Here is a 25,688-nt window from a genome sequence, read left to right as displayed (position 1 = left end):
GCATTGGAGCGTCAGTGGGTGATCGACAGGAACAGGTACGCGGCGAACAGCGCGACGTGCACGACGCCGTGCAGCACCGTCGTGCGCCCCTGGCTCAGCGTGAGCGTACTGACCAGCAGCGTGAGCGCGAGCAGGACCGTTTCCATCGCGCCGATCCCGAGCGTGAGCGGCTGGCCGACCCAGATGAACACGGCCGCGACGGTCGGGATCGTGAGCCCGATGCTCGCGAGCGCCGAACCGAGCGCGAGGTTCATGCTGGTCTGCAGGCGGTTCGCCCGTGCGGCGGTGACGGCCGCGAGCCCTTCCGGCAGCAGCACGAGCGCGGCGATCACGATACCGACCGCGGCTTCGGGCGCGCCGAGCTTCAGCACCGCATGCTCGACGGCCGGCGACAGCAGCTTCGCGAGCAGCACGACCGCGACGAGGCTCGCGAACAGCAGCACCATGCTGGTGATCGCGGTGCGGTTGCTCGGCGCCGCCGCGTGCACCGCTTCGTCCGCGGTGTCGTGCGCGGCGAGGAAGTAGTCGCGGTGGCGCACGGTTTGCACGAACACGAACGCGCCGTACAGCACGAGCGACGCGACGCCGGCGAACGCGAGCTGCGATTTCGAGAAGAACGGGCCCGGGGCGGCGCTCAGGTAGTTCGGCATCACGAGCGACAGCACCGACAGCGACGCGAGCACCGCGAGCGCCTTGCTCGCGCCGCGCCCCTGGAAGTCCTGTTCGCCGTGCTTCCATGCGCCGACCAGCAGGCAGATGCCGACGATGCCGTTACAGATGATCATCACGGCGGCGAACACGGTGTCGCGGGCGAGGCCCGATTTCTCCGGGCCCGCGCCGAGCATCACCGACACGATCAGCGCGACCTCGATGACGGTCACGGCGACCGCGAGCACGAGCGTGCCGAACGGTTCGCCGACGCGGTGCGCGACGACTTCCGCGTGGTGGACGGCGGCGAACACGGCGCCGGCGAGCGCGGCGGCGAACACCGCGATGACGAGGCCTTCGGCCGGCACCGCGCGCGACAGCGCGAGTACCAGCCAGGCGGCAAGCGGGGCCCAGAGGGTCCAGCGCGGGAGCTGGTTGGACGACAGCGGCATGGAGGGTTTCCTTATGCGAGTGGCGGCGCGCGACGCGCCGTCACGGGTTGACGAAGCCCGGCCGTACTATCCGCCGAACGAGGACGATGAAACCGAAAAGGTGGCGGCGCGCAACGGCGCTGCCCTGGGTTCGCTGCCGTGAGGCGGCGAGGGGCGCGGGCGGGCCGAGGCCCGTCGCGGGATGAAACGGTTCGATGCGGTTGCCCGCGGATGGCGAGACGAGCGCACGTGACGACGCGTGGCCGGCGGCTCGATCCGACCCCGACAGGGCGGGCGACGATGGACGGCGGTGACGGCGCGACACGCTTTCCCCCTGAAATCCGGCTATTTGTCGAATTTTATCAGGCGTTCGGGGGTCACTATCTCACATTCGAACGCTTACGTTGACCTTTCGGTTGATAAAAAGTTGCCCGATGTTTCGATTTTTTTGTCGTTGCAGTTTCCGTAACGATGTCTTGCCCGACAAATTCGGGCTCGCCCTGACATAAATCTACCGACCGGTCGGTTTATAATCGCTCGCACTTCCACTTCATGACGGATCGCAAGCGATGGCTGTTTCCTCTGCACATTCGGTGAACTCGGGCGCACTCGTGCCGTCGGCCGTCGTCGGCGTGATCGGCGCCGGCGCGATGGGCGCGGGCATTGCGCAGGTCGCGGCGGCGGCCGGCCATGCGGTGCTGCTCTACGACCTGAACGAAGCGGCCTGCGACAAGGCGCTGGCCGGCATCCGCGCCCAGTTCGCCCGGCTGGCCGAGAAGGGCCGGCTCGAACCGGCGCAGGCCGACGCGGCCGGCAACCGGGTCCGCGCGGTGCGCGCGCTGGCCGATTTCGCGGGGGCGGCGCTGATCGTCGAGGCGGCGGCGGAACGGCTCGACGTGAAGCGCGAGATTTTCGCGACGCTCGAACGTCATGTCGACGACGCGTGCGTGCTCGCGACCAACACGTCGTCGATCTCGATCACGTCGATCGCGGCCGGGCTGCGCGTGCCGCAGCGCGTCGCCGGCCTGCATTTCTTCAATCCCGCGCCGCTGATGGCGCTCGTCGAAGTGGTCAGCGGGCTCGCGACCGCGCCCGAGGTTGCGCAGATGCTGTATGCGACCGCCGCCACGTGGGGCAAGCAACCGGTGATGGCGAAATCGACGCCGGGCTTCATCGTGAACCGCGTCGCACGGCCGTATTACGCGGAGGCGTTGCGCGTGCTGAACGAGCAGGGCGGCGCACCGGCGTCGATCGATGCGGTGATGCGCGAAGCCGGCGGGTTCCGGATGGGGCCGTTCGAGTTGATGGACCTGATCGGCCACGACGTGAACTTCGCGGTGACCGAGTCGGTGTTCCGCGCGTACTTCAACGACCCGCGCTACACGCCGTCGCTGATCCAGCAGGAACTCGTCAACGCGGGCTTCCTCGGACGCAAGTCCGGACGCGGCTTCTATTCGTATGCGGACGGCGCGACGCCGCCTGCCCCCGATCTCGAACCGCCGCGCGCCGCGCCGGCGGACGTCGTGCTGTTTGCGCAGGACGGCCCGGCCGCCGCGCTGCATGCGCGCTTCGTCGACCGTATCGCAGGCGCCCGTCAGGCCGGTGCGCAGCCGGACGATCTGCTGGCCACGGCCGGCCGCGCGTCGATCGCGCTGACCGACGGCCGCACGGCCACCGCGCGCGCCGCACAAACGGGCGTGGCGGATCTCGTGCTCGTCGATCTCGCGCGCGATTACGCGCAGGCGGGGCTCGTCGCGCTGACCCGCGCGCTCCAGTGCGGCGACGCGGCCTATGCGGATGCGGTCGGCCTGTTCCAGCAGGCGGGCTTTCGTGTCGTCGGCGTCGCGGACGTGCCGGGGATGGTCGCGATGCGCACCGTCGCGATGCTCGCGAACGAAGCGGCCGACACGGTGAACCAGGGCGTGTGCTCGCCGGCCGACCTCGATCTCGCGATGGAGAAGGGCGTGAACTATCCGTGCGGCCCGCTCGCGTGGGCCGACGCGATCGGCCTCGGCCGCGTGCACCGCGTGCTGTCGAACCTCGCGGCGAGCTATGGCGAGGACCGCTATCGCGTGTCGCCGCGCCTCGCCGCGCTGCATGCGGCCGGCCGCACGTTCCGGTCGTAGCCGCCCGCCCCGGTTACTTCGAACACGATAACGACATCACGCCATTGGAGGAGCACCCCGATGACTCACCCGACGCATCCCGCCGCCGCCCTCGAGCCGATCGAGACCGCCAGCCGCGACGAACTGCAGGCGCTGCAGCTCGAACGCCTCAAGTGGTCGCTGCGCCACGCGTACGACAACGTCCCGCACTATCGCCGCACGTTCGACGCGGCCGGCGTGCATCCGGACGACCTGAAATCGCTCGCCGATCTCGCGAAGTTCCCGTTCTCGACCAAGAACGACCTGCGCGACAACTATCCGTTCGGCCTCTTCGCGGTGCCGCGCGAGCAGGTCGTACGCGTGCATGCGTCGAGCGGCACGACCGGCAAGCCGACCGTGGTCGGCTACACCGCGCGCGACATCGACACGTGGGCGAACGTGACCGCGCGCTCGATCCGCGCGGCCGGCGGCCGCCCGGGCGATACGCTGCACAACGCGTTCGGCTACGGCCTCTTCACCGGCGGCCTCGGGATTCACTACGGCGCGGAGCGGCTCGGCTGCATGGTCGTGCCGATGTCGGGTGGCCAGACCGAGAAGCAGGTGCAACTGATTCGCGACTTCGAGCCGAAGATCATCCTCGTCACGCCGTCGTACATGCTGAACCTGATCGACGAGATGGTGCGGCAGGGGATGGACCCGGCCGAATCGTCGCTGAAGATCGGCATCTTCGGCGCCGAGCCGTGGACGCAGGCGCTGCGCAATGAAGTGGAGACGCGCGTGGGCATCGACGCGCTCGACATCTACGGGCTGTCGGAAGTGATGGGCCCGGGCGTCGCGTGCGAATGCGTCGAGACGAAGGACGGCCCGGTGATCTGGGAAGACCATTTCTACCCGGAGATCATCGATCCCGTCACCGGCGAGGTGCTGCCCGACGGCAGCCAGGGCGAGCTCGTGTTCACGTCGCTGACGAAGGAGGCGATGCCGGTGATCCGCTACCGCACGCGCGACCTCACCGCGCTGCTGCCGCCGACCGCGCGCGCGATGCGCCGGCTCGCGAAGATCACGGGCCGCTCCGACGACATGCTGATCGTGCGCGGCGTGAACGTGTTTCCGAGCCAGATCGAGGAGATCGTCGTCGCGCTGCCGCTGTTGTCGGGCCAGTTCCAGATCACGCTGTCGCGCGACGGTCACATGGACCGGCTCGACCTCGCGGTCGAGTTGCGCTCCGAGGCGGCGGCGTCCGTCACCGACGGCGAGCGCGCGGCGCTCGCGCGCGAGTTGCAGCACCGGATCAAGACGATGGTCGGCGTGTCGTCCGGCGTGACGGTGCTGGCAGCCGGCGGCATTCCGGCGACCGCGACCGGCAAGGCGCGCCGCGTGATCGATCGCCGTCAGGCCGCCTGATGTCGAGGTGTGCCGTTCTACCCGAGGAAACCTGTTCGATGGGTGAATTGAAGACCCTGGCCGTCACGGTCGATGCGCGCGGCATCGCGACCGTCGCGCTGCAGCGCGGCGACGTGCTGAACGCGTTCGACGAGACGATGATCGCGGAGCTGACCGACGCGTTCACGACGCTCGGCCGGCGCGACGACGTGCGTGCGATCGTGCTGCGTTCGGACGGTCGCGCATTTTGCGCGGGCGCCGACCTGCAGTGGATGCAGCGTGCGAGCGCGAACGACGCGGCCGCGAACCTGCGCGACGCCGAGCAGTTCGCCGCGATGATGCGCGCGATCCGGCAGTGCCCGAAACCGACGGTCGCGCGCGTGCAGGGCCACGCGTTCGGCGGTGGGGTCGGGTTGTGCGCGGCCTGCGACATCGTGATAGCCAGCGATCACGCGCGCTTTTCGGTCAGCGAGGCGCGTTTCGGGATCCTGCCGGCCGTGATCGGCCCGTATCTGGTCGAGGCGGTCGGCCAGCGCCAGGCGCGCCGGCTCGCGCTGACCGCGACGCAGCTCGCGGCCGCCGAAGCCGTCGCGATCGGGCTGATCCACCAGGCCGTGCCGCTCGATGCGCTCGACGACACGCTCGAACGGACGCTCGCGGAACTGGGCCGCAACGGCCCGCACGCGCTGATGGAGATCAAGCGCTTTTTCGATGCGATCGGCGAATACCCGCCGTCGGACGAACGCGCGGCGTTCACCGCGCAGACGATCTCGCGGGTGCGGGCGACGCCGGAAGCGAAGGAAGGCTTCGCGGCCTTCTTCGCGAAGCGGCCGCCGGCGTGGGAGGCGGGCGCCGAATAAGGCTGCACGACGAAACTCGACCGCGACCGTCGGCGCAACCGGGCCGGCCGTATTTTGCGTCTCGGGCGCGAGCGCTTGCACTACAATGCGTGACCCCCGGCGCGCTGCCGGCCCAGCCCCGACCGATGCTTCGCACGATGATCGTCAACCGCCTTGTCTCCGAGATCCTGTTCGGCTTTACCGGCCTGATCGGCATCATCAATCCGATCGGCATCGCGTTCCTGTTTCTCGAACGGACCGAGGCGCTCACCGCGTACGAACGGGATCTGCTCGCGAGGAAGGTCGCGTTCAACGCGTTCGTCGTCCTGATGGTCGCGTTCTTCGCCGGCACGCCGGTGCTGCATTTCTTCGGGATCTCGATGGAAGCGCTGCGGATCGGCGGCGGCTTCGCGGTCGCGGTGGCCGGCTGGCAGATGCTGAACGAGCCCGACGGGCCGGGCGGCGGCGACACGCCGGTCAAGCCGATCGACGCGAACGCGATCATGACGCGCGCGTTCTTCCCGTTGACGGTGCCGCTGACGGTCGGTCCCGGCTCGATCGCGACCGCGATCGCACTGAACGCGAACCGCACGCACAAGCTGTCGGAATTCATGCTGTCGAGCATCGTGTCGATCGCGGTGTCCGTGCTCGTCGCGCTCGTGATCTGGCAGGTCTACAGCCGCTCCGCGCTGCTCGCGCGCTATCTCGGCAGCGAAGGGACCAAGGTCGCGAAGCGCGTGTCGGCGTTCCTGCTGCTGTGCATCGGCGTGCAGATCATGCTGACCGGCTTCTCCGCGTTCCTGCAGCCGATCGCCGACCAGGTCAAGTAACCGGGCCGCCCGGTCCGGCCGTCAAGGTTCGACCTTTCACGCAGCCTGCACGCGGCGCGCGGTCATACGCGTTCGCCGCATGCGGGATACCATGCGACGTCTGGCGGATGCGCGGCGCGCATCCGGCCGCAACCCCAACTTGAGTGGCGAGGCGTGCAATGGAATACGTGAAATTCGGGTCGACCGGGCTGGACGTGTCGAAGCTGGTGCTGGGCTGCATGACGTTCGGCGAGCCGTTGCGCGGCACGCACCCGTGGACGCTGCCGGAAGCGGAAAGCCGGCCGATCATCCAGCGGGCGATCGAGGCCGGCATCAACTTCTTCGACACCGCGAACATGTATTCGGACGGCACGTCGGAGGAGATCGTCGGCCGCGCGCTGCGCGATTTCGCGAAGCGCGACGACGTCGTGATCGCGACCAAGGTGTTCTACCGGATGCGGCCGGGGCCGAACGGCGCCGGGCTGTCGCGCAAGGCGATCATGACCGACATCGACCAGAGCCTGAAGCGGCTCGGCACCGACTACGTCGATCTCTACCAGATTCACCGATGGGACTACGGCACGCCGATCGAGGAGACGCTCGAGGCGCTGCACGACGTCGTGAAGGCCGGCAAGGCGCGCTATATCGGCGCCTCGTCGATGTTCGCATGGCAGTTCGCGAAGGCGCTGCACACGTCGAAGCAGCACGGCTGGACCCGCTTCGTCAGCATGCAGAACCACCTGAACCTGCTGTATCGCGAGGAAGAGCGCGAAATGCTGCCGCTGTGCGAGGACGAAGGCATCGCGGTGATTCCGTGGAGCCCGCTCGCGCGCGGGCGCCTGACGCGCAACTGGGACGAATCGTCGGAACGGCAGCAGAAGGACGAGGTCGGCCAGCAGCTGTACAACGCGACGATCGATGCCGACAAGGCGGTCGTCGAGGCCGTCGCGGCAATCGCCGCCGCGCGCAACGTGCCGCGGGCGCAGGTCGCGCTGGCGTGGGTCGCGCAAAAGCGCGGCGTGACCGCGCCGATCGTCGGCATTTCGAAGCCGCAGCAACTGGACGATGCGCTCGGGGCGCTCGCGCTGAAGCTGACCGACGACGAAATCGCGACGCTCGAACGCCCGTACGTGCCGCACGCGGTGGCCGGGTTCAACTGAGCGGCAACGCGGGCGCCGCCGCGCACCGCGTTCAGCGCGCGGCGGCGAGCATCGGGTAGGTGAACAGGCCGAAGTGGACGACGTTCAGCCCCGCATGCGCGAGCGCCGCGGCGAGCAGGCCGCCGCGCCGCCACGCGAGCCCGTAGCCGACGCCGGCCACCGTGCCGAGCACGATCCATTGCCAGCCGCCCGCGGCGTGCGCGGCGCCGAACAGCACCGCGCCGGCCGCGAGCGCGACCCACGGGCCCGAGGAATACGCGCGCAACACGCGGGTCAGCCCGCCTTGGACGTAGCCGCGGAACAGCGCTTCCTCGGCGAGCGTCACCAGCAGCAGGTTGTTCGCGAGCCACAGCCAGCCGGACGGCGGCCATTTGGGGGCCCAGCCGACCATCCCGAACGCGAGCGCGCCGGCCAGGCACGCGGCGGCCGTTGCGACGGCCGCCACCGCGCCGGTGCGCAGCGCGCGCGACAGCGCGACGTCGGGCGCGACCCACGGCAGCGCCCACAACAGCCACAGGCCGACGAGCGGCTTGTCGAAATTCAGGTACATCGTGAACGGCACGGCGTCCGGCGTGAAGCGGGTCGGCGCGATCACGCGCGGATTGTGGAAGCCGGGAATCAGGTGCAGGCTCAGCGCGATCGCGAGCGCGGCGAAGACGAGATGCGCGGCGATGCGCACCGCGAGCGGCCGCGCGGGCAGCACGCCCCAGCCGGCCGCGATCAGCAGCGCGAATGGCGCCAGCGTGATCGGCGCGAGCTGGCCGAATGCCAGCGCGCCCGCGTAGCCGAGCGCGGCGACGCCGATGCTCAGGCCGTGCAGTGGGCGATGCCACGCGAATGCGGCGGCCGCGAACAGGGCGAGCCAGATCGTGGCACACGGAAGGAGCGAAAGGGACATGACGGAAAACGGATGGGCGGACGAGACGCCGCGCATCATACAGCAGGTGCCGTGACACGCTGCCGGGCAGCCGGCGCGCCGCGTGTCAGCGGCCGGCGGTTTCGGTGACGCCGCCGCGGCCCGGGATGTCGACGCTGTTGCGCACGCGCATCCGCCGCCGGTACCAGAACGTCCACAGCAGCAGGCAGGCAAACACCGTGTAGCCCATGACCGGCGACACGACCAGCACGCGTTCGACCGGCCAGCTGACGACCATCCACCAGCGCAGCAGCATCTCGACCGTCATGATGGCGCCCCACACGAACGTCATCAGCCGCAGCATCTGCCGCAGGCCCGGCTGCGCGTCCCAGACGGCTTCGAAGTGCGCGGCGCCGCCGTCCATCTCGCGGGCCACGGTCGCGCGGGCCAGATAGTAGATCAGTGGGCGTTCGCGGAACAACGACAGCAGGAACACGATGCCGATCGTGCCCGACCCGATCGATTCGCGCATCAGCAGCGTGCGCGGGCTGCCGCCGAACGCCATCCCGACGATCGACAGCGTGATGCCGAGCAGCACGATGGCCGCCACCGCGTCGACGCGGCGCGAGCGGATGAATTCGACGATCGACCAGATGATCGGCGGAACCGCCGACGCGTACAGCGCGCCGGTTTCGCCGAAATACGGATGCGCGACCCGATAGGCCACCCAGGGCAGCACGAGGTTGACGAAGAGTTCGAGAATCAGTCCGGTTCGCGGTTTCACGGTGCGCGCTTCCACGCAGGCGGGGCGGACGCGCGGAAGGCGGGTTGCCCCCGGTTGCCCCGAAAAGGGTTCGGTTCAGTATATCGAAGAATCGCGCGGGGTTGCGACGTCACGGGTTCGCCGCCGCCGGCAGCGCGATCGTGATCGTGGTGCCCTGCAGCACGGCGCTCTGCACGTGAATGTCGCCCGCGTGCCGTTCGACGACGGCCTTGACGAACGCCATTCCGAGCCCCACGCCGCCCGTGTCTGGTTGCCCGGCCGTGCGAAAGCGCCGGTAGCGTTCGAACAGCCGCGTCTGGTCCGTGGGGCTGATCCCGCAGCCGCGGTCCCGGATCGTGCAGTGCACGGCCCGGCCGTCGGCGCCCGGTTCCACCCGGCATTCGATGCTCGTCAGCGACGGGCTGTACTTGATTGCGTTATCCAGCAGGTTGATCAGCGCGCGCGACAGCAACGCAGGGTCGCCGTGCACGATCGTGTCGTCGCGGCGCGGCACGTCGTCGATCGAGATGCGTTTGCGATGCGCGAGCGGCCATACGGCGTCGCGCGCCTCGTTCATCAGGTCGGCGAGGTTGACCGGCACGCGCTCGTATTCGCTGGCTTCCGCGCGCGACAACTGCGCGAAACCGTCGGCCATCGCCAGCGTATGGCGGGCGAGCCTGCCGATTCTCTCGAATTGCCGCTTTGTCGGTGCGTCGTTCGCGCGGTGTTCCTGCGCGTCGATCAGGATGATCAGCGACGTCAGCGGCGCGCGCATGTCGTGCGAGAACAGCGTCAGCATGTCGTTGCGCTGGCGTTCGAGCATGTCGCGGCGCACATGCGCATGGCGCAAGGTCTCCAGTGCCTGGTCGATGCGGGCGAGCTCGGGCCCGACGCCGCTCGGCATCGCGACGGGCGTCGTATCGCCGTCGCTGAGTGCGACGATCCGGCGGCCGAGCGCATCGAGCGGCGTCGACAGCAGCCGCTGCGTGCCGCGCGCGAGCGACAGCAGGATCGCGACGCTGAGCGCGGTCGCGCATGCCGATACCGCCACCTTGATCCGCGCGGTGTTCCGGTCCGAGACGGCGCGGCGCCGCGCCGCGTCGATCACGCGGTCGCGCAGCCGTTCGCACGGCCCGAAATACGGGACGATCGTCCTCGAAAAATCGCCGGCGCTCATCGCGTAGGCGCCTGTCCGGCCGTTCGCGACGATCGCGTCGACGAGCGGCAGCAGATGACGGTCGAACGCCGCGTTGAGCTGCGCGTACTCGCGGGCCACGTCCGCATCGTCGAGCCGCGCGCCGAGCGCGCCGTCGATCAGTGCGCGCAATTGTTCGATGCGTCCGCGCATCAGCATGATCTCCGCGAACTGCGTGCGATCGAGCACCTGCCGCGCGAACATCGGCGCGACGAGCAGCGAGCCCGTGCGTCCCGCGTATTCCCGCAGGTCGCTCAGCAGCCGCGCGAGCAGGATCGCGCCCGACGTGCGCGGGTCGCGCATGGCCGTGTCGGTCATCGCGCCGTCGATCAGCACCGACACCGTGTCGACGACCCGGAACAGGCGCGCCTGCGCATGCTGGATGTCGCGCACCGTGCGGGACGCGAGCGGCCGCGCGTCGAGTGCGTCGACTTCCGCGCGCGCATCGGCGAGCGTGATCCGGATCGCATCGACCGCGTGCAGCAGGTTGCCGCGCTCGCGGTCGTCGAGCGCCGCCGCGTGCCCGATGCCGGCCCGAAAATGCGCGAGCGCGCGGTCGGAACGCTCGCGCGCGGCGCGCAGGTTGCGCCGCTCCGTCGCGGCGTCGGGCTGCGCGCGCACGAGCAGGTCGTTCGTCGGGCCGCGTTCGGCCGAGATCATGTTGGCGGCGATCATCGCGCCGTGGACGAATTCGAAGCTTTGCAGGTCGGCGTTTTCCTGCCGGTATTGGCGGACACTGCCCGCGATGATCGTGCCGCACAGCAAGGCCAGCAGCGTGGTGACGAGCGCGAAGCCGAGATGGGTTTTCTGCTGGATCGTCAGCGAGCGAACGTCGTTTGTGCGTTCCCGATTGAACGAGAGATTCATGGCACACCGTGTTTTGCGAACTATCCCTGGGAGGCCCGTATTCTCGGCCTGTCGGCGCCGTGGCGCCGTGAGGTTCGACAGGTGTTCCGTCGTGACGGGGCGGCAACGATCGCGCCCGGGAAGCCGGATCGCACGCGGCACCGGATCGCGTTGCGCCACCATCCTGTCGACGCCGGACGCATCGTGCTTGATGCGGAGAAACCCTGATCGCGCACCGGTGCGGATCGCGCGTTGCGGTAAATGTTAGGGATTGCGAATGTTCGGGCGCGCCGCTTCCGGAGGGAGCGCGACATGGCGGCTGCCTTGGACGGTGACGACAGAGGGAAGGGATGTGCACGCAGGCGCGCCGCCCGCGCACCGGGGCGACGCTCGACGGCGGGACCGCTATACGCCTGTACGGCGGCCGGCGCGGCGCGGCGGGAATCGATGCCGCGGCCGCGCGTGTGCACTCAGGAAACGGCCGGCCGGACGATGATCTTCACGTTGCGGTCCTTGTGGTTGACCAGTTCCTCGAAGCCGTGCGCGACGATGTCGCCGAGCGCGATGCGCCCGGTGATGAGCGGCTGCACGTCGATGCGGCCGTCCGCGATGAAGCGGATCACGTCCGCGAATTCGCCGTTGTACGCGAGCGAGCCGATCACTTCCTTCTCGGTCGACACGATGTCGAAGAAGTTGAACGGCGCCGGTTCCTCGAAGATGCCGACCATCACCGACTTGCCGGCCTTGCGGATCACGTCGATCGCGAGCTTCGCGGTGGCCGTGTGCCCGATGCACTCGAACGAGACATCCGCGCCGTAGCCGCCCGTCAGCGCCCGGACTTCCGCGATCGCGTCGGACGTCTTCGGATCGACGACCACGCTCGCGCCGACCTCCAGCGCCTTCTGCTTGCGCGCGGCCGACATTTCCAGTGCGATCACGCGTCCGGCGCCCGCGGCCTTCGCGCACATGATCGTGCACAGGCCGATCGTGCCCGCGCCGACCACGACGACGGTCTGCCCGACGATGTTGCCGGCCTTCTTCACCGCATGCAGCCCGACCGCGAGCGGTTCGATCAGCGCGCCGGCCTCGGTCGGGAAATGGTCGGGCAGCTTATACAGCAGTTCGGCCGGCACGTTCACGTATTCGGCGAACGCGCCGTTGTTCATCAGCCCCGTGAACGCGAGGTTCTCGCAGATGTTGTACAGCCCGTGCCGGCAATACCAGCAGGTGCCGCAATGCTGGCATGCGTCGGCCGTCACGCGGTCGCCGACCGCGAAGCCCGACACGCCCGCGCCGAGCTCGGCGATCTCGCCGCTGAACTCGTGGCCCAGGATGCACTGGCCTTTCAGGCCGGTCAGCGGATGCGGCGCGTCGACCGGGATGAACACCGGCCCGGCGACGTATTCGTGCAGGTCGGAGCCGCAGATGCCGCACCAGTGCACGCGAATCGTGACCCAGCCTGCCGGCGGGCGTTCCGGAACGGGAACCTCTTCGACGCGGATGTCGTGGCGGCCGTGCCAGACGGCGGCCTTCATGCTGAGGGGAGTGATCGGTGCCGGTGTACTCACGTTGCTGTCTCCGTCAGGTTGTCGTCGGGCGTGCGGCGATGTTGCCGGCGTACCCGGCGCGCGATTGCGCGTTCGACCGGTATGCAGGAACGGGGCCAGCGTGAAGCGGGGCGATGCGTGGCGGCCGGAAAATGTGCGTTGGGTGCGCTGCACCATGTCGCTGTCCGCCGAACGGCAACGATTTGGAAGGAACGGAGCGTCGAATTTGCTGCGATAGCGCCACAGCGAAGCGCGTGAGACGCCGGGACGTTCGTCTCAGCGCAATGAGACGAATCGCGAGACGAACGGCGACGGGCGGCGCCGTTCGATCCGCGTTCAGGCGACGACTTCGTCCACGGCGACCGCGGCGAGCGGCGTGAATCCGGCGGCGCGGTACAGCGGCTGGCCGACCTCGGTCGATATGAGCCACACGCGGCGCGCGCCCCGGTGCCGTGCGTGCGCGACGATCGCGGCGAGCAGTTGCGTCGCCAGGCCGCGGCGGCGGTATGCGTCCGCCGTCCCGACGCGGTCGACGACGATATCGCGCGGCGACGCGAAGCCGTAGCGCGCGGTGGCCGCGATTTGTCCGTCGAGCCGGTGCGCGAACAGGAACGCGGCCGGATTCGGCTGGAACGGCGGGAAGGCGCCGCTGGCGTTGAACGCGTCGATCGCGTCAGGCGTGTCGCAGGCCAGCGAAAGCGCGAGCGCGTCGTCGCCGGACAGCCCGTCGATGTCGGCGGCCATGAAATGCTCGTCGGTCAGCCGGCGCGTCCGGCCGTGCAGCGCGGGCGGCAGCGGTGCCGCGCCGTAGCGCGTGATCCACGCGCCGACCGCAAACGGGCCGGCGCCGGACACGGGCGCGCCCTCGATCATGAAATGCTCGAAAGGCCGGCCCATCGCGCCGTCGAACTGCACGACATGGCCGTCCGGGCCGTCGTGCAGCGGCGCATCGCGCCGGTCGCGCGCGGCGCAGTACCCGGCGATGAAGGTGCGCACGGCCGCCTTGCGGCGGGGGAAATCCGTCCAGGCTTCGTCGAGCGGGAACAGCGTGGCCGGTGCAGGGGAGGCGGTCGACATAAGGAGACGCGCGGCGTTGTCGGACGAAGCGGACAGCTTAGACCAGGATGCCGTCGCGTGTCGCGCCGGCCATTGTCACCATCGCCGAAACGGATCGTTGCGCGCGCTGCCCCTTTACTTGAAGTTAACTTCAATTTGTATCATGTGCGCCAGTCCGATTGCGGTCGCGTGAGACATCCCGTTGCACGCTGCCGCTTCAACGGAGGTGAAGATGACCGAATCGCCTGTCGCGGCCGATGCCGCCACGCTGCCGGCGCGCAGCTACCGGGCCGCCGTCGCGAACGTCGTGCTGGCGAGCATCGTGTCGGCGCTGCACGTCGGCAAGGCGACGATCGGCTTGCCGTCGCTCCAGCACGAGTTCGGCGGCTCGCTCGCGTCGCTGAGCGGGATCATGTCGGTGTTTCCGTTCGTCGGCGTGTTCGGCGGGATCGCCGCCGGCCTGCTGGTGCGGCGCTGGGGCGACCGGCGGCTGCTGGTGACGGGCCTCGTCATCCTCGGCCTGTCGAGCGTGGCCGGCGCCTGGGCCGGCAGCTTCGCGCTGTTGCTGGCCACGCGCTTCGCGGAAGGCCTCGGGTTCGTGATCGTGGTGGTCGCCGCGCCGGCCGTGCTGAACCGCGTGACGCCGCCCGAACGGCGCAATTTCGCGTTCGGCCTGTGGAGCACCTTCATGCCGGCCGGCATGGCGCTGTCGATGCTGGTCGGGCCGCTGCTCGGCGGCTGGCGCAACGGCTGGCTCGCGGCCGCGGCGCTGACGCTCGTCGCGGCGGCCGCGGTGCCGGTCACGACGTCGGCCGACGCGCCGTCGCGGCAGGCGACGACGCGCATCGGCCCCGCGCTGCGCGCCGTGCTCGCGTCGCGCTCCACCACGCTCCTCGCACTGGGCTTCGCGACCTACAACGTGCAGTTCTTCGCGGTGATGACGTTCCTGCCGGTGTTCCTGATGCAGCGCCTCGGCGTCGCGGTCGGCGCGGCGGGGCTGATCAGCGCGGCGATCGTCGCCGCGTGCGTGATCGGCAACCTGACGGCCGGCTGGCTGCTGTCGCGCGGGGCGCGACCGGGGATCGTGATGGCGGCGACGTCGGTCGCGATCGGCGCGGCGGGCGCGGGCCTCTTCGGCGCGGCGACACCCGCGCCACTCGCGGTCGCGCTCGGGTTCGCGTTTTCGGCGATGGCCGGGATGCTGCCCGCGACCATTCTCGCGTGCGCGCCGGGCTCCGCCCCGTCGCCGTCGCTGGCGCCGCTCAGCATCGGCTGGGTCGTGCAGGGCAACTATCTCGGCCAGGTGATCGGGCCGCTGACGATCGGCGCGATCGTCGGTGCGTTCGGCTGGTCGGGCGGCATCGGGCTGATGCTCGCGGCCGCCGCCGTCGGCGCGGCGATCGGCCTGTCCCTGCTGCGCGAACCGATGGGCCGGCGCTGAACGCGCCGGCGTCGTTCAACCTGCACGGAAATTCGTCAAGCATGCTCAACACCATGGAAAGCCCGATCTGCGAAGAAGACCTGTCGTGCGACGCGTCCGCGTTCGACGAAGACGACGCGATGCCGTCGCGCGGCGGCGTGATCGCCCACCCGCTCGTGACGATCGGCCGCGCGCCGATTCCGGAGCAGGGGACGGCCGCGGCGTCGCCGTTGCGCCCGCAACTGTTCGTCACGGTGCTGGAGGCGGGCGACGACGGACTGCTGGTGCGATGGGTCGAGAGCGGCCGGTGTCACTACGGCGAGCAGCGCTGGCGGCTGCGCGTCGCGTTGCAGCCCGGTCGCTGCGCGCTTTCCGGGCAGCCGATCGAGCCGGGCGAGCCGGTGTTCCGGCCGGTGCGGCGACCGGTGCCGGCCAACGGCGACGAGATGATCTGCCCGGCGTCGGTGCCGGGTAGGGGCGGTGCGGCGTGCGATGGCGCGCGGCGGGACCGCGACGCACGCGATCCGGCCGATGTTCCGGGCTGAACATCGGCCGTCGGAGCGGCGACGTTACTTCTTCAGGTCGTGCCGGTACTGGATGAAACCGGCGTTGTTCGCGAGCTTGTCGTACAGCGCGCGCGCGGCCGTGTTGGTCTCGTGCGTGAGCCAGTACACGCGGCTCGCGCCGGCTTCGCGGGCCCGTTCGTACACGGCCTCGATCAGCGCGCGGCCGGCACCTTGCCCGCGCGCGTCGGGCGCCGTGTACAGGTCCTGCAGATAGCAGTACGGCCCTTCGGTCCAGCACGAGCGGTGGTAGATCGAATGCACGATCCCGACCAGCGCACCGGACGCGTCGAACGCGCCGAGCACGAACATCGGCTCGGCCGGATCCATCAGGCGCGCCCAGGTCGTCGCGAACACCGCGTCGCTCAGCGCCGTGTCATAGAACTTCTGGTAACCCTGCCACAGCGGACGCCACGCGGCTTCGTCGGCGGCGACGAGCGGGCGCACCGTGACGCGCGTGGCGTCGTTCGCGCGGCTGGCTGCGTCGCGCGCGCTGGCCTGCGCGTGGCGGATCGCGGTGAGCGGCTGGCGCTGGTTGCCTTCGGCATCGAAGTTCTCCGGTGCGAGCCATGCTTCGAACGCGGCGCGGACGTCCGGCCATTCGCCGTCGATGATCGAGAACCACGCGGTGTCGCGATTGCGGCCGCGATAGACGATCGCCTGCCGGAACGTGCCTTCGTAGCGGAAGCCGAGCCGGGCGGCCGCCTTGCGCGACGGCGCGTTCAGGTCGTCGCACTTCCATTCGTAGCGCCGGTAGCCGAGCGTGTCGAACGCGTACTTCATCAGCAGGAACTGCGCTTCGGTCGAAACCGGCGTGCGCTTGAGCAGCGGCGAGAACGTGACGGAGCCGACCTCGATCACGCCGTTGGCCGGATCGATGCGCATCAGCGCGAGCGTGCCAACCGCGCGACCCGTGGCGCGGTCGATCACCGTGTAGTGCAGCGGATCGGTGCTCGCCTGCGCGCCGCGCGCGTAGTCGCGGTAGCTCGACTCGTCGGCATACGGGCCGTGCGCGAGATAGGTCCAGTCGCTGCCGTCGGGCGCCTGGGCGTAGGCCGCGTACAGGTCGGCCGCATGGCGCTCGGCGTCGAGCGGTTCGAGCCGGCAGTAACGGCCTTCGAGCGCGATGCGCTCGGGGCGCGGACGCGCGGACCAGTCGGGAACGGGTTGGCCGATGGGCTGCTGGAAAGCGTTGGTGAGCGTGGGCAAGGTCGATCTCGCTTCGGTTGGCGGCCGGCGACATGCCGGCATGCAGACGATCGTAGTCCCGGCGAGGTACCATGAGAAGCGCCAGAGAACGGTAAATTTATGGTGCCACGAGCCGCGATCGCCCGCCGTTCGCCAATTACCGCAGGTTCGACTTTTCACGCCGCGATATTCCGATGACGACTGCCTTTCCTTCCGGCGCCGCGCCGTTGCTGCCGCTCGATGCGCCGCTGGCACGTACGCCCGGCGCACCGTCTCTGCAGCGCCAGTTGCTGCGCCGCTTGCGCGACGCGATCCTCGGCGGCGCGATGCCGGCCGGCACGCGGTTGCCCGGCACGCGCGCGCTGGCCGAAACGCTCGGCGTGTCGCGCAATACGACGGCCGCCGTGTACGAGCAGCTCGTCGCCGAAGGCTTCCTGCAGTCGGATCGTCGCGGCACGCGGGTCGTCGGGCTGTCGCGGCCGGCGCCGCCGCGCAGGCGGACCGCGCCGCCGGCCGTCGCGCAGCGGCTCGGCCGGATTCGTCCGAGCCTCGTCGGCACCGGCGAATCGGAGGGCTTCCGGCCGGGCGTGCCCGCGCTGTCGCATTTCCCGGTGGATGCATGGCGGCACGCGATCGATCGCGCGCTGCGCCGTGCCGGCCGCGAGCTGCTCGCGTATGGGGACCCGCTCGGCGAATCCGCCCTGCGCGAATCGATCGCGCGCCATCTGGCCGTCACGCGCGGCGTGCGCTGCGATCCCGAACAGATCGTGATCACCGAAGGCGCTCAAGGCGCGATCGCGCTGTGCGCACAGTTGCTGACCAATCCGGGCGATACGGTGTGGGTCGAGGAGCCCGGCTATCGCGGCGCGCGCACCGCGATGCAGGCGGCCGACCTCGACGTCGTGCCGATGCCGGTGGACGCGGAAGGGCTGCGTGCGGAACCGGACGACTGGCGCGAGCGGCCGCCGCGCCTCGTCTACACGACGCCGTCGAACCAGTTCCCGACCGGCGCCGTGCTGTCGATCTCGCGCCGGCTCGCGCTGATCGATGCGGCACGCCGCCATCGCGCGTGGATCATCGAGGACGACTACGACAGCGAATTCCGTCACACCGGCGAGCCGATCGGCGCGATGCACGGGCTCGCGCCGGATTCGCCGGTCGTCTATCTCGGCTCGTTCAGCAAGACGATGTTTCCGGCGCTGCGGATCGGTTTTCTCGTGCTGCCCGACGCGTTGCTGGCCGCCGTGCGGCCGGCGCTGCCGGAGATGCTGCGCGGCGGGACGCGCCACGTGCAGCTCGCGCTGGCCGATTTCATCGAGACGGGCGAGTACGGCCGGCATCTCGGACGGATGCGCCGGCTGTATCGCGACCGGCGGCGGTTGCTGCTCGCCGCGCTCGATAGCAGCCTGAGCGTGCCGCACCAGGTCGAGGGCGGCCCGTGCGGGCTGCATCTCGCGCTGCGGCTGCCGGCGCGTTATCGCGATCGCGCGATCGTCGAAGCGGCGCGCGCGCATGGCATCGGGCCGTTTCCGCTGTCGGGTTTCGCGATCGATGCGGCGCGCGCCGGCAACGGGCTCGTGCTCGGTTTCGGCAATACGTCGGCCGATGCGTTCGAGCCGATGTTGCGGATGGTGTCGGCGATCGCGGAGCGGGTGGGCGCGGGTCACGCGTGATGATACGGACAGGCATCGCGTCATGATCGGCCACGTGGCGGATCGCGCATTGCGCCCCCACGCATGGAACGAGCCGCATTCGGCCGGCCAGAAGCCCGACGTCGAAGTGCGCGGCGGCATGGAGGCCACCGGCGGAACGGTCACGTGCGTCAGCACCGACCGGTCGCTCAAGCGCGGCAATATCGTGGACGGGGTCTCGGACAGCGCAGCCTCGGCGGCCGGCAGGCCGCCGCGCGGCGCGTACGGGATGGTCTCGGTGACAATCAATAAAGAATTCGCCGCGCGTTACCGGTGCGTCAGGTAATCGGTGCTTTAAAGGCGCCGAAAGGCTGCATCGGTCGCAAATCATTGAATCCTCTAAAAGATCGGCCTTTATCTCGATATTGATGTTTCCCGACCACGCGGCCCGAATCGAAAGTCCTATTCTTTCGATCGTAAAAAATAGTCAATGGCGCTTGTCGCGACGCATGCGATGAGCGACGATCCTTCTCCGTAAAAAACGGTTACTTTTCCGTCGTTAATCGATATCGGAGCACGAAGGTCGAGTCGGCCCTGTGCTCCAATAAATAAAAACGCCGATCGGACGAGATCGGCTGCAGGCATCCGAGCGCGATCACGCGTGTGCCGCCTGCGAAATCGTATAGAGCCAGATGAAATCCGATTCAAGCCACTATTGCTTCCCGAATCTGCTGGAAGCGTTTTTTATCGTCGTCGTGCTGAACATGGTCGAGTATTTGATGAACTCGATCATCTGGTCGGCCGGCCGCAGCGCCGGGCTTCAGACGATGGCGATCGCGAGCATCGGGCGGGTGCTCGCGAACGGGCTCGTATTCACGGTGCTGCTTCATCACAGCAAATTGACCTACCGTGGTTTGCTGCATAACAGCGTCGATTCCTGGCGAACGACGATCGGGCGATTTCTCGTGCCCGTGTTGCTGATCACACCGGCATTGCTCGTGGCGATGAGCGTGCTCGAAGTCGGAGTCGGGCAGTTTTTCCCGTGGAGCGGAACCCGGGATGAAGCCCGCGAGTTTTATGTGAATGGCGGGCTCGGCCTGATCGTGTTGACGTGCGTGATTGCGCCGCTACTCGAAGAAATGCTGTTTCGCGGCGTGATGCTGCGCAGCTTTTTGCGACAGTATCCGGAGGGAACGGCGATTGCCCATTCGGCCGCCGTATTCGGTCTCGCGCATTTGAATGTGTATCAGTTCGCGCTCGCATTCGGACTCGGTTTGCTGATCGGGAAACTGTATGCGGCTACTCGATCACTGCTGCCGGGGATATTGATTCATGCCTGCTACAACACGGCCGTGGTGCTCGTCGCATTGAGGTCGCCGTTCGTCCTCACGAAGGAGAGCCTGCTCGAGATCTGGCCGACTTCTTGGTGGTTGGGCGCGCTTGCGTTGGGCGGCATCGGCGCAGGGTGGCTGGTCAAGTCGGTCGATGCGCTGCGCGTGGCGCGGGCGAATACGGCAAACGGCACCGTGTGAACCGGGCGCACACGGCGATGGGTTTCGACAACGAGAAAGAGGTGAAGCATGCGGGGCAAGCAAGTCTGTCTGGTGGGTCTGGCAAGTACGGTACTGATGTTGACGGCTTGTGGTGGCGGCGATGACGGTGGCGCCGCCCATACCGGAAGCAGCGCATCGAACAACGATACGGCAGGGACGCCGACGGCCACGTCGCCCGCCACGCCGTCGCCGGGGGCGTCCACTCAGCCATCCGTACAAACGGCCTGCCGGCCGAACGGCAACTTCAGCTATTCGGGTGCGGCATCGCCGGTCGCCGCGAGCAACGGCCAACTGGCGGTGCTCGTGGTGCCGAATTTGCCGAGCGAGTGGGCGAAGAACCGCAACATGACGGCGGCCAATGTGCCCGCGACGAGCCTGGTTCAGCAGGGAAGCGGCGCATTCACGACGCTTGCGTCGTCGGCGGCGGCGACCGACTGCCTCGGGCTCGACCACGGGGCCGTGACCGAGATCCAGGGCGTCGGCACCGATGTGGCGATCGGCCGGTGGAATCGCGCGATGGACACCGACGGCAACACCTATAACGATTCGCAAGGCGTTCACTACGCGGTCGGCACGCCGCTGTCGTTGCCCGCCGCCGGTGGCCCGCTTTCGTGTACGCAGGTGATCGCCGACACGGTGGCGAGCACCTACGGCGACATGAGCGGTGCGCTCGTGTCGAGTTCGGCCACGCTCGATCCGGTCACGCGCACGCTCACCACGCTGGACCTGTCGATCAAGCTGGGGAGTGCGCAACAGGCGCTGACGTACACGCAGGTGCCGTTGAACGGCGTGTTGAAGACCACCGGGCCCGCGACGCTTCAATCGATCGTCGTCGGACATGACGCCGCGCAGCCGTTGGTCGCCGTCGGTTATACGGTTGCGTTGCCGAACACGTCCGGCGTCGGCGGGGTGGCGGTGTTGTCGTGCCATTGACCGGCCGTTTGCGGTTTGCGTGCCGCACGCTGTCTGTCGCGATGCGCAACAGGCTGACGATTGGCCGCAGACTGCGACGATGGCGGTGAGCGTGGCACGCACCCCAATGCGTGGTGGATATTCGGATTGACGAACCGCGCACTTTGTTCGAAACGGCCGCCCTCGCGGTTCCGCCGCCCGGGCACCTCCCGGCATACGGGTTTCGATTCGTATGTTCCAACCGGCGCGTGGGCTATAAATGGAGGCGTGTACCGGTGCTCGTCGGGCGCCTGCGCGTCTCGCGCAGGGTGGCGTCGCGACTGCCCGGGGGAGGTGCACCGTGGTCTGCCAGACGCTTGCTCGCGCCGTGCTTCGCACCGCGTTGATCGGGGGCGTGCTTGCCGGAATCTTGCCGCCGCCCGCCGCCATCGCCGGCACCGTCGCACCGCCCGCCGCACCGCCCGCGATGAAGGCGCGGCCGCCCGCCGCGCCTTACGCGATGCCGGTCGACTTCCCGGCGATCGTCGAGCGCTACGGCCCGGCGGTCGTGACCATCATGGCCGCCACGCCCGACCCGCAAACCGGCGGCCCGGCCTTTGCCATGCTCGATCCCGACGATCCGCTCGCCGCGTTCTTCCGCCATGGCGCACCGCCGTCCGCGCCGGGGCCGCAGGCACCGGCGCCCGATACCGCGCCGCGTGCGGTGTCCGGCAGCGGCTCGGGTTTCATCGTCAGCGCCGATGGCCTGATCCTCACGTCCGCTCATGTGGTCGACGAGGCGACCGACGTGACGGTGCGGCTCACCGACCGGCGCGAATTCAAGGCGACGGTACTGGCCGTCGATCCGCAAAGCGACGTGGCCGTGCTGCGCGTCGACGCGACGAAGCTGCCGTTCGTGCGCGTCGGCGATTCGTCGAAAGTGCGCGCGGGCGAACCGGTGATGACGATCGGCGCGCCGGACGGCTCGGGCAACACGGTCACGGCCGGCATCGTCAGCGCGACGTCGCGCCGGCTGCCGGACGGCAGCGCGTTTCCGTTCTTCGAAACCGACATCGCACCGAACCCCGACAACTCGGGCGGCCCGGTGTTCAATCGCGCGGGTGACGTGATCGGCATCGCGGTGCAGGTCTATACGGGCGCCGACCGCTACGCGAGCACGACATTCGCCATCCCGATCGCGTTCGCGACGAAGGTGCGCGCCCAGTTGCGTGCGCAACAGCAGGCGCAAGTGCAGGCGCAGCAGGCTCCGCCGCCCGCGGCGGAGGCGTCGTCGGGCAATGCGTTCGGCGTCGACGTGCAGGACGTGGGCGTCGGCCTGGCCGCGGCGTTCGGACTGCCGCGTGCGGCGGGCGCACTCGTCAACGGGGTCGCGCCCGGCTCGCCGGCCGCCGCGGCCGGCCTGAAACCCGGCGACGTGATCGTGAAGGTGGGCGACAAGACGATCGGCCACTCGGCCGAACTGAACGATCTGGCCGGCGCGCTGCCACCGGGCGGCAAGGCGCGGCTGCGCGTGATCCGCAACCGTGCGCCGATGATGCTGACGATCACCGGCGCCGACGACGCGGGTAGCGCGGTCGCCACGGTCGGCATGGCCGCGCCGAAGGCCGCCGCGCGGCCGGGGCCGGGTTCGGGGGCGGGCGATGCAGGCGACCACGGCGACCGCCTCGGCCTGACGATGCACGCGTTGAGCGACGACGAGCGCCGTTCGACCGGGCTCGCGGTCGGGATGATGGTGGATGCGGTGCATGGCCCGGCCGCGCGCGCCGGTATCCAGCCGGGCGACGTGGTGCTGGAGCTCAACGACACGCTGCTCGAGACGCCGGACGACGTACCGACGCTTGAAGCGAGCGGCGGCAGCGTGATCGCCGTGCTGATCCAGCGCAACAACGCGCGGAAGTTCGTGTCGGTGCGCGCGCGTTAGGGCGTTGACGCGGCTGCCGTCGTCCGCCTAACATCGTCCGATATCGCTGGCGGTCCGCCACGCATCCAGGAGCCATTCAGCATGAAAACGGCTTGCTTCATCGTAGTCATCCACAGGCGCAGGGTCCGGTAGCGGGATCGCGCCGGCACCCATGCGCCCCCGACTCGTTCGGGGGCTTTTTTTTGTGTTGCGCACGGCCGTGCGGCCCGTGCGCGGGAGGGCATCCGCTTGTCATCGAACCTGTCGACCGCGTCCGACCCGGCGTCGCCGCGGCACGCCACGCTGATCCTGCTGTGCGCGTTGTCGGTCTTGCCGCTGAGCCTGTTCCTGCCGTCGCTGCCGTCGATCGTGCGCGACCTGCACACCGACTATGCGCTCGTCGCGCTGTCGCTCGGCGGGTATGCGGCGGTGGCCGCATCGCTCGAGTTCGTGACGGGGCCGCTGTCCGACCGGTTCGGGCGGCGGCCGATCGTGCTGACGAGCGTCGCGCTATTCGCGCTCGGGTCGCTCGGTTGCGCGATGGCGGCCGATATCCGCGTGTTTCTCGGCTGCCGGCTGATGCAGGCGGCGATCACGCCGGTCTATCCGGTGTCGATGGCGGCGATCCGCGACACCGGCGGTGGCGCGCGCGCGGCGAGCCGGATCGGCTATGCGGCGATGGCGGCCGCATTCGCGCCGATGCTTGGCCCGACGCTCGGCGGCGCACTCGACCAGACGGTCGGCTGGCGCGCGAGCTTCTGGTTGCTTGGCGGGGTCGGCATCGGGCTGTTCGCCTGGTGCGCGCGCGATCTCGTCGAAACCCATACGCGCCGGTCGTCGAGCTTCGGGCAGCAGCTTCGCGCGTATCCGGCGCTGCTCCGTGCGCGCCGCTTCTGGGCCTATGCGCTGTGCATGGCGTTTTCGACGGGCGCGTTCTATGCGTTCCTGGCCGGCGCGCCGCTTGCCGCGAAAACGCGATTCGGCATCGCGCCGGCGGAGATCGGCGTCTACATGGGGACGATCACGGCCGGTTTCGTGTGCGGCAGCTTGCTGGCCGCGCGGGGCGCGCGCCGCTACGCGCTGGCCACGACGATCCTGGGCGGGCGGGTCGTCGCGTGCGTGGGGCCGCTGATCGGGCTTGCGCTGATGTTCGGCGGCGCGACGCACGCGCTCGCATGGTTCGGGCCGTGCGTGCTGGTCGGCATCGGCAACGGGCTGAGCAACCCGGGCGCCCATGCGGGCGCGGTGTCGGTGCGCCCGGAACTGGCGGGCAGCGCGTCGGGGCTGGCCGGCGCGATGACGATCGGCGGCGGCGCCGCGCTGTCGTCGTTGACGGGCGCGCTGCTGACCGTCGGCAACGCGGGCTACCTGCCGCTCGCGATGATGCTGCTGTCGGCGGCGATCGCGCTGGCGGCCGCCGTGTGCGTGCGGGTGTTCGACGGACAGGACGCCGGGCGGTGAGCGCGGGTGCGCCCCGGTACCGGCGCGCGGCCGAATGACGGACAATCCGCCGCATGCCGGGAGACGACGCACGAGCCGCGCGCCGCGTGTCCCGACGAGCGCAAAAGGCGACTGGACGAGGATGCGATGAGCGACTTTTCTGATTTCCAGCGGGATATTGCCGATGCCGCGAGGGCGACCTTCCGGGCGCTGCGGGCGTTGCACCCGGACGAGCATTTCTACGCGTTTGCGTTGTACACCGACAGCGGTGCGATGACGGTGGTGCCGGCGGCCAATTCGGTCGAAGGGCTGCGCCGGGTCCGCGCGCGGCAGGCGGTGGCGGACGACGACCCGTGGTTCGTGTGGGGCGTGGCCGAGTGGGCGTACGCGGCGGCCGAGGCTTCGCCGTTCAACGCGATCTGCGGCCGGCTGGCCGACGAAGTGCTGAGCCCGCAGTTCGTCCCGTCGCGCTTCAGCGAATTTTCCCGGCAACTGCACGCCGACATGATCGAGGCATTGCGGCTGCTCGATCGCGACGGCGTGTTCGGCACGGGCGATGACCGGGCGGCGATCACGCTGTTCGTGTCGATCAGCGACGACGATGCGGCCGAGGCGCTGGAAAACGCGTCGGCGAAAGCGCTGAATCCGCCGGCCGTCGCCGACGCCTTTCTGCGCCGCTACGACTGACCGGCACCGGGATCTCGCGCGGCGGCCCGGACAGGCGCCGCCGTGCGTGCGGCGTTACGGCTTCGCGCCGACCACGAATTCGAACGTCGCGATGCCGTCGACGCCGCCCGTCACGCGATCGCCCGGCTGCAGCGCGCCGACGCCGGCCGGCGTGCCGGTGAAGATCAGGTCGCCGGCCTTCAGCTCGACCGAGCGCGACACGTACGCGATCACGTCGGGCACGGGCCAGATCATGTCGGCCAGGTCGCCTTGCTGGCGCGTGTCGCCGTTGACCGCGAGCCAGATGCGGCCGGCGGCCGGATGGCCGGTGGCCGTCGCCGCGCGCAGCGCGGTTACGGGGCCCGACGCGTCGAACCCCTTCGCCCAGTCCCACGGCCGGCTCAGCTTCTTCGCTTCGGCCTGCAGGTCGCGGCGCGTCAGATCGACGCCGACGCCGTAGCCCCACACGTGCGACAGCGCGTCGGCCGGGTCGATCGACCGGCCGTCCTTGCCGATCGCGACGACCAGCTCGATTTCATGATGGAGATCGTTCGTCAGCGGCGGATAGGCGACCGTGCCGCTGGCCGGAACGATCGCGTCGGCGGGCTTGGTGAAGAAGAACGGCGGTTCGCGGTCGGGGTCGGCGCCCATTTCGCGGGCGTGGTCGGCGTAGTTGCGGCCGACGCAGAAGACGCGGCGCACCGGAAAGCGCGCGGACGACTGGTCGACTTCGACGGAAGGACGCTCGGCGGCGTCGATGACATAGGCGGACATCGG

Annotated in this window: 23 protein-coding genes; 15 read left to right on the top strand and 8 right to left on the bottom strand. The window is 69.4% G+C overall.

Annotated elements, in window-relative coordinates; all coding sequences use genetic code 11:
- Window positions 1–11: 11 nt before the first annotated feature.
- Window positions 12–1,100: a calcium:cation antiporter gene (locus DTA15_RS35495; protein ID WP_006483972.1), complete on the bottom strand. Its 1,089-nt coding sequence runs from the start codon at window positions 1,098–1,100 to the stop codon at window positions 12–14.
- On the opposite strand from DTA15_RS35495, the gene DTA15_RS35490 reads away from it, so the two are divergent.
- The 6 genes from DTA15_RS35490 to DTA15_RS35465 all read left to right on the top strand — a co-directional run bounded on the left by DTA15_RS35490 (window position 1,099) and on the right by DTA15_RS35465 (window position 7,375).
- On the top strand, window positions 1,099–1,242 hold the full coding sequence (locus DTA15_RS35490; RefSeq protein ID WP_193372798.1) for a hypothetical protein: 144 nt from the start codon (window positions 1,099–1,101) through the stop codon (window positions 1,240–1,242). The genes DTA15_RS35495 and DTA15_RS35490 overlap by 2 nt on opposite strands.
- 406 nt (window positions 1,243–1,648) lie before the next feature.
- Entirely contained in the window at window positions 1,649–3,205 is a 1,557-nt protein-coding gene (locus tag DTA15_RS35485) for a 3-hydroxyacyl-CoA dehydrogenase (RefSeq protein ID WP_006483967.1), read from the top strand.
- A gap of 60 nt (window positions 3,206–3,265) precedes the next feature.
- Complete coding sequence (gene paaK, locus DTA15_RS35480; protein WP_006483970.1) at window positions 3,266–4,588, top strand: phenylacetate--CoA ligase PaaK; 1,323 nt, start codon at window positions 3,266–3,268, stop codon at window positions 4,586–4,588.
- A 38-nt stretch (window positions 4,589–4,626) separates the two neighbouring features.
- Window positions 4,627–5,427 (top strand): enoyl-CoA hydratase-related protein, encoded by an 801-nt coding sequence (locus DTA15_RS35475; protein WP_006483968.1) that lies wholly within the window; start codon window positions 4,627–4,629, stop codon window positions 5,425–5,427.
- 137 nt (window positions 5,428–5,564) lie between these two features.
- A complete protein-coding gene (locus DTA15_RS35470; RefSeq protein WP_006483966.1) occupies window positions 5,565–6,236 on the top strand; it encodes a MarC family protein in 672 nt (223 codons plus the stop codon).
- Window positions 6,237–6,394: 158 nt separating this feature from the next.
- Window positions 6,395–7,375, top strand: a complete 981-nt coding sequence (locus DTA15_RS35465) for an aldo/keto reductase (protein ID WP_006483965.1) — start codon at window positions 6,395–6,397, stop codon at window positions 7,373–7,375.
- Window positions 7,376–7,406: 31 nt separating this feature from the next.
- Here the strand turns inward: DTA15_RS35465 and DTA15_RS35460 are convergent, their stop codons facing one another.
- From DTA15_RS35460 to DTA15_RS35435, 5 genes are all read right to left on the bottom strand, one after another.
- The gene (locus DTA15_RS35460) at window positions 7,407–8,273 is read right to left on the bottom strand and encodes a CPBP family intramembrane glutamic endopeptidase (protein ID WP_012493370.1); all 867 of its coding nucleotides are present in this window, start codon (window positions 8,271–8,273) and stop codon (window positions 7,407–7,409) included.
- A gap of 85 nt (window positions 8,274–8,358) precedes the next feature.
- The gene (locus DTA15_RS35455) at window positions 8,359–9,015 is read right to left on the bottom strand and encodes a VC0807 family protein (RefSeq protein ID WP_006488931.1); all 657 of its coding nucleotides are present in this window, start codon (window positions 9,013–9,015) and stop codon (window positions 8,359–8,361) included.
- 109 nt (window positions 9,016–9,124) lie between these two features.
- The gene (locus DTA15_RS35450; RefSeq protein ID WP_006488933.1) at window positions 9,125–11,056 is read right to left on the bottom strand and encodes a sensor histidine kinase; all 1,932 of its coding nucleotides are present in this window, start codon (window positions 11,054–11,056) and stop codon (window positions 9,125–9,127) included.
- Between the two features lie 449 nt (window positions 11,057–11,505).
- Window positions 11,506–12,570 (bottom strand): 2,3-butanediol dehydrogenase, encoded by a 1,065-nt coding sequence (locus DTA15_RS35445; RefSeq protein ID WP_006488932.1) that lies wholly within the window; start codon window positions 12,568–12,570, stop codon window positions 11,506–11,508.
- Window positions 12,571–12,918: 348 nt separating this feature from the next.
- A complete protein-coding gene (locus DTA15_RS35435; RefSeq protein ID WP_006488927.1) occupies window positions 12,919–13,659 on the bottom strand; it encodes a GNAT family N-acetyltransferase in 741 nt (246 codons plus the stop codon).
- Window positions 13,660–13,870: 211 nt separating this feature from the next.
- Between DTA15_RS35435 and DTA15_RS35430 the strand changes: the two genes are divergently transcribed.
- Complete coding sequence (locus tag DTA15_RS35430) at window positions 13,871–15,079, top strand: MFS transporter (RefSeq protein WP_012493368.1); 1,209 nt, start codon at window positions 13,871–13,873, stop codon at window positions 15,077–15,079.
- Window positions 15,080–15,120: 41 nt separating this feature from the next.
- The gene (locus DTA15_RS35425) at window positions 15,121–15,603 is read left to right on the top strand and encodes a DUF3331 domain-containing protein (RefSeq protein ID WP_006487344.1); all 483 of its coding nucleotides are present in this window, start codon (window positions 15,121–15,123) and stop codon (window positions 15,601–15,603) included.
- A gap of 24 nt (window positions 15,604–15,627) precedes the next feature.
- Here DTA15_RS35425 and DTA15_RS35420 read toward each other — a convergent pair whose 3' ends face one another.
- On the bottom strand, window positions 15,628–16,830 hold the full coding sequence (locus DTA15_RS35420; RefSeq protein WP_006487338.1) for a GNAT family N-acetyltransferase: 1,203 nt from the start codon (window positions 16,828–16,830) through the stop codon (window positions 15,628–15,630).
- A gap of 173 nt (window positions 16,831–17,003) precedes the next feature.
- Here DTA15_RS35420 and pdxR point away from each other — a divergent pair, with 173 nt between their 5' ends.
- The 7 genes from pdxR to DTA15_RS35385 all read left to right on the top strand — a co-directional run bounded on the left by pdxR (window position 17,004) and on the right by DTA15_RS35385 (window position 24,932).
- Window positions 17,004–18,482: a MocR-like pyridoxine biosynthesis transcription factor PdxR gene (gene pdxR / locus DTA15_RS35415; protein WP_012493366.1), complete on the top strand. Its 1,479-nt coding sequence runs from the start codon at window positions 17,004–17,006 to the stop codon at window positions 18,480–18,482.
- A 22-nt stretch (window positions 18,483–18,504) separates the two neighbouring features.
- Window positions 18,505–18,786 carry a hypothetical protein gene (locus tag DTA15_RS35410; RefSeq protein WP_006483782.1) on the top strand — a complete coding sequence of 94 codons (282 nt, stop codon included), beginning with the start codon at window positions 18,505–18,507 and terminating at the stop codon, window positions 18,784–18,786.
- 346 nt (window positions 18,787–19,132) lie between these two features.
- Entirely contained in the window at window positions 19,133–19,972 is an 840-nt protein-coding gene (locus DTA15_RS35405) for a CPBP family intramembrane glutamic endopeptidase (RefSeq protein WP_006483779.1), read from the top strand.
- Window positions 19,973–20,020: 48 nt separating this feature from the next.
- Window positions 20,021–20,926 carry a hypothetical protein gene (locus tag DTA15_RS35400; protein ID WP_012493365.1) on the top strand — a complete coding sequence of 302 codons (906 nt, stop codon included), beginning with the start codon at window positions 20,021–20,023 and terminating at the stop codon, window positions 20,924–20,926.
- A 319-nt stretch (window positions 20,927–21,245) separates the two neighbouring features.
- Window positions 21,246–22,826, top strand: coding sequence for a trypsin-like peptidase domain-containing protein (locus DTA15_RS35395; RefSeq protein WP_006494069.1), 1,581 nt, complete (start codon window positions 21,246–21,248; stop codon window positions 22,824–22,826).
- Between the two features lie 228 nt (window positions 22,827–23,054).
- Window positions 23,055–24,266 (top strand): MFS transporter, encoded by a 1,212-nt coding sequence (locus DTA15_RS35390; protein ID WP_006483778.1) that lies wholly within the window; start codon window positions 23,055–23,057, stop codon window positions 24,264–24,266.
- A 126-nt stretch (window positions 24,267–24,392) separates the two neighbouring features.
- Window positions 24,393–24,932, top strand: a complete 540-nt coding sequence (locus DTA15_RS35385; protein ID WP_006494727.1) for a DUF4303 domain-containing protein — start codon at window positions 24,393–24,395, stop codon at window positions 24,930–24,932.
- Between the two features lie 54 nt (window positions 24,933–24,986).
- Here DTA15_RS35385 and DTA15_RS35380 read toward each other — a convergent pair whose 3' ends face one another.
- Window positions 24,987–25,685, bottom strand: coding sequence for a fumarylacetoacetate hydrolase family protein (locus DTA15_RS35380; RefSeq protein ID WP_006483786.1), 699 nt, complete (start codon window positions 25,683–25,685; stop codon window positions 24,987–24,989).
- Between the last annotated feature and the right edge of the window lie 3 nt (window positions 25,686–25,688).

The sequence above is a fragment of the Burkholderia cenocepacia genome (assembly GCF_900446215.1).
Classification (GTDB): domain Bacteria; phylum Pseudomonadota; class Gammaproteobacteria; order Burkholderiales; family Burkholderiaceae; genus Burkholderia; species Burkholderia cenocepacia.
The sequence above is the reverse complement of the archived record's forward strand: the minus strand, read 5'-3'. Positions and strand labels throughout refer to the sequence as shown.

Bases quoted from the DNA above. Each gene is read 5' to 3' on its own strand.
- DTA15_RS35490 (WP_193372798.1), top strand. From the start codon at position 1,099: ATGGAGGGTTTCCTTATGCGAGTGGCGGCGCGCGACGCGCCGTCACGG.
- DTA15_RS35495 (WP_006483972.1), bottom strand. From the start codon at position 1,100: ATGCCGCTGTCGTCCAACCAGCTCCCGCGCTGGACCCTCTGGGCCCCG.
- DTA15_RS35485 (WP_006483967.1), top strand. From the start codon at position 1,649: ATGGCTGTTTCCTCTGCACATTCGGTGAACTCGGGCGCACTCGTGCCG.
- paaK (WP_006483970.1), top strand. From the start codon at position 3,266: ATGACTCACCCGACGCATCCCGCCGCCGCCCTCGAGCCGATCGAGACC.
- DTA15_RS35475 (WP_006483968.1), top strand. From the start codon at position 4,627: ATGGGTGAATTGAAGACCCTGGCCGTCACGGTCGATGCGCGCGGCATC.
- DTA15_RS35470 (WP_006483966.1), top strand. From the start codon at position 5,565: ATGATCGTCAACCGCCTTGTCTCCGAGATCCTGTTCGGCTTTACCGGC.
- DTA15_RS35465 (WP_006483965.1), top strand. From the start codon at position 6,395: ATGGAATACGTGAAATTCGGGTCGACCGGGCTGGACGTGTCGAAGCTG.
- DTA15_RS35460 (WP_012493370.1), bottom strand. From the start codon at position 8,273: ATGTCCCTTTCGCTCCTTCCGTGTGCCACGATCTGGCTCGCCCTGTTC.
- DTA15_RS35450 (WP_006488933.1), bottom strand. From the start codon at position 11,056: ATGAATCTCTCGTTCAATCGGGAACGCACAAACGACGTTCGCTCGCTG.
- DTA15_RS35445 (WP_006488932.1), bottom strand. From the start codon at position 12,570: ATGAAGGCCGCCGTCTGGCACGGCCGCCACGACATCCGCGTCGAAGAG.
- DTA15_RS35435 (WP_006488927.1), bottom strand. From the start codon at position 13,659: ATGTCGACCGCCTCCCCTGCACCGGCCACGCTGTTCCCGCTCGACGAA.
- DTA15_RS35430 (WP_012493368.1), top strand. From the start codon at position 13,871: ATGACCGAATCGCCTGTCGCGGCCGATGCCGCCACGCTGCCGGCGCGC.
- DTA15_RS35425 (WP_006487344.1), top strand. From the start codon at position 15,121: ATGCTCAACACCATGGAAAGCCCGATCTGCGAAGAAGACCTGTCGTGC.
- pdxR (WP_012493366.1), top strand. From the start codon at position 17,004: ATGACGACTGCCTTTCCTTCCGGCGCCGCGCCGTTGCTGCCGCTCGAT.
- DTA15_RS35410 (WP_006483782.1), top strand. From the start codon at position 18,505: ATGATCGGCCACGTGGCGGATCGCGCATTGCGCCCCCACGCATGGAAC.
- DTA15_RS35405 (WP_006483779.1), top strand. From the start codon at position 19,133: ATGAAATCCGATTCAAGCCACTATTGCTTCCCGAATCTGCTGGAAGCG.
- DTA15_RS35400 (WP_012493365.1), top strand. From the start codon at position 20,021: ATGCGGGGCAAGCAAGTCTGTCTGGTGGGTCTGGCAAGTACGGTACTG.
- DTA15_RS35385 (WP_006494727.1), top strand. From the start codon at position 24,393: ATGAGCGACTTTTCTGATTTCCAGCGGGATATTGCCGATGCCGCGAGG.
- DTA15_RS35380 (WP_006483786.1), bottom strand. From the start codon at position 25,685: ATGTCCGCCTATGTCATCGACGCCGCCGAGCGTCCTTCCGTCGAAGTC.